This window comes from Stenotrophomonas sp. HMWF003 (assembly GCF_003061285.1).
Classification (GTDB): domain Bacteria; phylum Pseudomonadota; class Gammaproteobacteria; order Xanthomonadales; family Xanthomonadaceae; genus Stenotrophomonas; species Stenotrophomonas maltophilia_AP.
The window spans coordinates 389-4,576 of the sequence record NZ_QAIW01000252.1; the positions used below are offsets into that span (position 1 = coordinate 389).

The window sequence follows — 4,188 nt, forward strand, 5'->3', positions numbered from 1 at the left end:
CGCGCGCTCGGGGTATTCCTGCTCGTGCATCTGACTTCCAGCCCGATGCTATCACGCGGTTTTTCGCGCGATAACCCCGTCAAAAACTGTTGCATAGCAGCATTTTGCGCGACGTTCGGTAAAAGCTGCGTTGCCACCGAGGGCCAGTCGTACAATGGCCGACATTGCCTACACGTTGCCGTGCGCTGCCTTGAAGAAGTCCGATTTCAACTACGAACTGCCGCCCGAGCTGATTGCCCAGGCGCCCCTGGCTGAACGCTCCGCCAGCCGCCTGATGCTGGTGCCGCAGGCGCCGACCGCCTTCGACCACCGCCACGTGCGCGACCTGCCGGACCTGCTCAACCCGGGCGACCTGCTCGTGTTCAACGACACCCGGGTGATCCCGGCGCGCCTGTTCGGGCAGAAGGCCAGTGGTGGCCGCGTCGAGATCCTGATCGAGCGCCTGCTCGGCGCGCAGCAGGCCCGTGCCCAGGTGGGCGCCAGCAAGTCGCCCAAGCCCGGCAGCCGGATCGCGCTGGACGCGGGCGGCGAGGCCGAAGTGCTGGGGCGCGACGGCGAGTTCTACGTGCTGCAGTTCCACGTGCCCGAGGCGCTGGAGCAGTGGCTGCTGCATGCCGGCCGGTTGCCGTTGCCGCCGTACATCCAGCGTGAGCCGGGGCTGGACGACCGCGAGCGCTACCAGACCGTGTTCGCCCGTGAAGTGGGCGCCGTGGCCGCGCCGACGGCCGGCCTGCATTTCGACGAAGCGCTGCTGGCGGCGTTGAAGGCCAAGGGGGTCGACTTCGGTCACGTGACCCTGCACGTAGGCGCGGGCACCTTCCAGCCGGTGCGGGTGGATGACCTGACCGACCATGTGATGCACCGCGAATGGCTGAACGTGGGCGCCGAGCTGGTCCAGCAGGTCCGCCGTACACGCGCGGCCGGTGGACGGGTGATCGGGGTGGGCACCACGGTGGTGCGCGCGCTGGAAAGCGCGATGCGCGACGGCGAACTGCTGCCGTATGCCGGCGAGACCCAGATTTTCATCACGCCCGGGTACCGCATCCGCAGCGTGGACGCGATGGTGACCAACTTCCACCTGCCGGAAAGCACGTTGCTGATGATGATTTCGGCATTTGCCGGGCAGGAGCGGGTGTTCGAGGCCTACCGGGCCGCCATCGCCGAGAAGTACCGCTTCTTCAGCTATGGCGATGCGATGTTGTTGTTCCCGCAGGCGTGAGCTGAGGGCGGCCGACCGACCGGCAGCCGACCAACGGTCGGCTCTACGTCGGTGGTCGCGCGACCCACCAACGGTCAGGCGCGCGTGCGTGGGCGCGCGACCGACCAACGGCCGGGTCCAGGCAGGACGGGGTAGGTGCCGGCCGTTGGCCGGTACGGTGGGCGGGTCGATCCGGCCTCGTCCGGGCCCCGCCGGCCATGTCGGCCGCTTTTCGGCGATAATCGGCAATTATTTGCCCGAATCCCGCTCCATGTCCCGACTCCAGTTCCAGCTCCAGACCACCGACGGCCGTGCCCGCCGGGGCCGCCTGACCTTCCCCCGTGGCACCGTGGAAACCCCGGCCTTCATGCCGGTGGGCACCTATGGCTCGGTCAAGGGCATCCTGCCGGAGCAGATCCGGGCGCTGGGCGCGGAAATCATCCTGGGCAACACCTTCCACCTGTACCTGCGGCCGGGCCTGGACGTCATCGCCGACCACGGCGGCCTGCATGGTTTCGCGCGCTGGGATGGCCCGATCCTGACCGACTCGGGCGGTTTCCAGGTGTTCTCGCTGGCCCATCGCCGCAAGATCACCGAACAGGGCGTCACCTTCTCCTCGCCGAACGACGGCGCACGCGTCTTCCTCGGGCCGGAAGAAAGCATGCGCATCCAGAAGGTGCTCGACTCGGACGTGGTGATGATCTTCGACGAGTGCACCCCGTACCCGGCCACCGAGCCGGTGGCGCGCACCTCGATGGAGCTCAGCCTGCGCTGGGCCCAGCGCAGCCGCAACGCGCATGACGAACTGGGCAACGACGCCGCGCTGTTCGGCATCGTCCAGGGCGGGGTGCACCACGACCTGCGCAGCCGCTCGGCCGAGGGCCTGCAGAAGATCGGCTTCGACGGCTACGCCATCGGCGGGCTGGCCGTGGGCGAGCCCGAGCACGAACGCAATGCCATGCTCGACCACATGCACCCGATCCTGCCGGCCGACCGCCCGCGCTACCTGATGGGCGTGGGCCGCCCGGAGGATCTGGTCGAAGGCGTCGCCCGTGGCGTGGACATGTTCGATTGCGTGATGCCCACCCGCAACGCCCGCAACGGCCACTATTTCACCTCGGCCGGCACCATCCGCATCCGCAACGCGCGCTACCAGCGCGACATGGACACCATCGAGCCGGGCTGCGGCTGCCACGCCTGCACCAGTGGCTATACGCGTTCCTATCTGCGCCACCTGGACCGCTGCAACGAAATGCTGGCCCCGATGCTGGGCACCATCCACAACCTGTATTACTACGAGAAACTGATGGCCGACATGCGCGCGGCCATCGAGGCGGGAACCTTTGCCGCCTTCCGTGAGTCCTTCTACGCGGCCCGTGGCATGGCCACGCCGGCGCTGTAAGGGCCCGGCGCAGTTCAAATCGGCGCGCAAACCCTGCCAAACGGCCCAAGGACGAACTCCCGGGGCCATGGCATACTTCGTGGCTGACCCCCGTTTCGCGGCGACTCCCCGGCCCACCTGGGCGGGGCGCCTCCCAACCCAAGGACACAAGATGAACCTGATCGCTTTCCTGATTCCCGCCGCCCACGCCCAAGCTGCCGGCGGCCAGCCGCAGGGCGGCATGGGTCTGACCACGCTGCTGTTCCCGATCATCCTGATCGCGATCATGTACTTCCTGATGATCCGCCCGCAGATGAAGCGCCAGAAGGAACACAAGGCGATGCTGGAGAAGATCAAGCGCGGCGACGAAGTGCTGACCAACGGCGGCATCGCCGGCACGGTCACCGACATCGGCGACAACTTCATCACCCTGGAAGTGGCCGACAACGTGCGCATCCGCGTGCAGAAGGGCGCCGTCGGCAACGTGCTGCCCACCGGCACGCTGAAGTCGGCCAACTAAGCCACTCCTTTCCGAAGCACAACCGCGGCGCCGGGATGGGCGCCGCGCGGGACCCAAGCAATGCTCGAATTTCCACGCTGGAAGTATTTCCTCATCCTGATCGTGCTGGCGCTCAGTACCCTGTATGCGCTGCCCAACGTCTATCAGAAGGACCCGGCCGTCCAGATCACCGCCAACCGTGGCGGCCAGATCGACGACGCGCTGCGTGACCAGGTGCTGGCCGACCTCAAGAAGGCCGGCATCACCACCATGGGCGCGGAAAAGGAAGGCGACAGCCTGATCGTCCGCCTGCCGGACCTGCAGGCGCAGGCCGCCGCCAGCGACACGCTGCGCGACAGCGTGGGTGAGAACTACGTGGTGGCCCTGAACCTGGCCTCGACCGTGCCCGAGTGGCTGGCCAAGCTGGGCGGTCGTCCGATGGTGCTGGGCCTGGATCTGCAGGGCGGTGTGCACTTCGTGCTGCAGGTCGACCAGAAGGCCGCGCTGGACAAGCGCCTGGATGCCTACGCCGAAGACGTGCGGACCAGCCTGCGCGATGCCCGCGTGGCCTACCAGTCGGTCGAGCGTCGCCCGGACAACAGCATCGTGGCCACCATCAGCCCGTCGGCCGGCGAAGAAGCGGTCACCAAGGCGCGTGATGTGATGGCCAAGGCGCAGCCCACCCTGGGCTACAACGTCACCGGCAACCGCATCGCCATCACCGTGCCGGAAACCGAGCTGAGCCAGATCGCCAACGGGGCGATCGAGCAGAACATCAATACGCTGCGCAACCGCGTCAACCAGCTCGGCGTGGCTGAGCCGATCATCCAGCGCCAGGGTGCCGACCGCGTGGTGGTGCAGCTGCCGGGCGTGCAGGACACCGCCGAAGCCAAGCGCATGATCGGTGCCACCGCGACGCTGGAATACCGCGCCGTGGTCGACGGCAACGCGCAGGACGCCATCACCAGTGGCCGCATCCCGCCGGAAGCCAAGGTCTACCAGCGCCGTGACAACGGCGGCCCGGTGCTGCTCAACAAGCGCGTGATCGTCACCGGTGACCAGATGGTTGCCGCGCAGGCCACCACCGACCAGAACGGCTCGGCCGCGGTC

Annotated in this window: 3 protein-coding genes and 1 pseudogene; all 4 read left to right on the plus strand. The window is 67.6% G+C overall.

All coding sequences use genetic code 11. The annotated features are described in order from the left end of the window. The first annotated feature begins 154 nt into the window (after positions 1-154). Positions 155-1,219, plus strand: coding sequence for a tRNA preQ1(34) S-adenosylmethionine ribosyltransferase-isomerase QueA (queA, locus tag DBR34_RS10495; RefSeq protein ID WP_128096751.1), 1,065 nt, complete (start codon positions 155-157; stop codon positions 1,217-1,219). Between the two features lie 250 nt (positions 1,220-1,469). Then, a complete protein-coding gene (gene tgt / locus DBR34_RS10500; RefSeq protein ID WP_128096752.1) occupies positions 1,470-2,600 on the plus strand; it encodes a tRNA guanosine(34) transglycosylase Tgt in 1,131 nt (376 codons plus the stop codon). A gap of 151 nt (positions 2,601-2,751) precedes the next feature. Then, the gene (gene yajC, locus DBR34_RS10505; RefSeq protein WP_128096753.1) at positions 2,752-3,099 is read left to right on the plus strand and encodes a preprotein translocase subunit YajC; all 348 of its coding nucleotides are present in this window, start codon (positions 2,752-2,754) and stop codon (positions 3,097-3,099) included. Positions 3,100-3,159: 60 nt separating this feature from the next. Then, positions 3,160-4,188 (plus strand): annotated as a pseudogene (gene secD / locus DBR34_RS22655) (protein translocase subunit SecD); the annotation flags it as partial.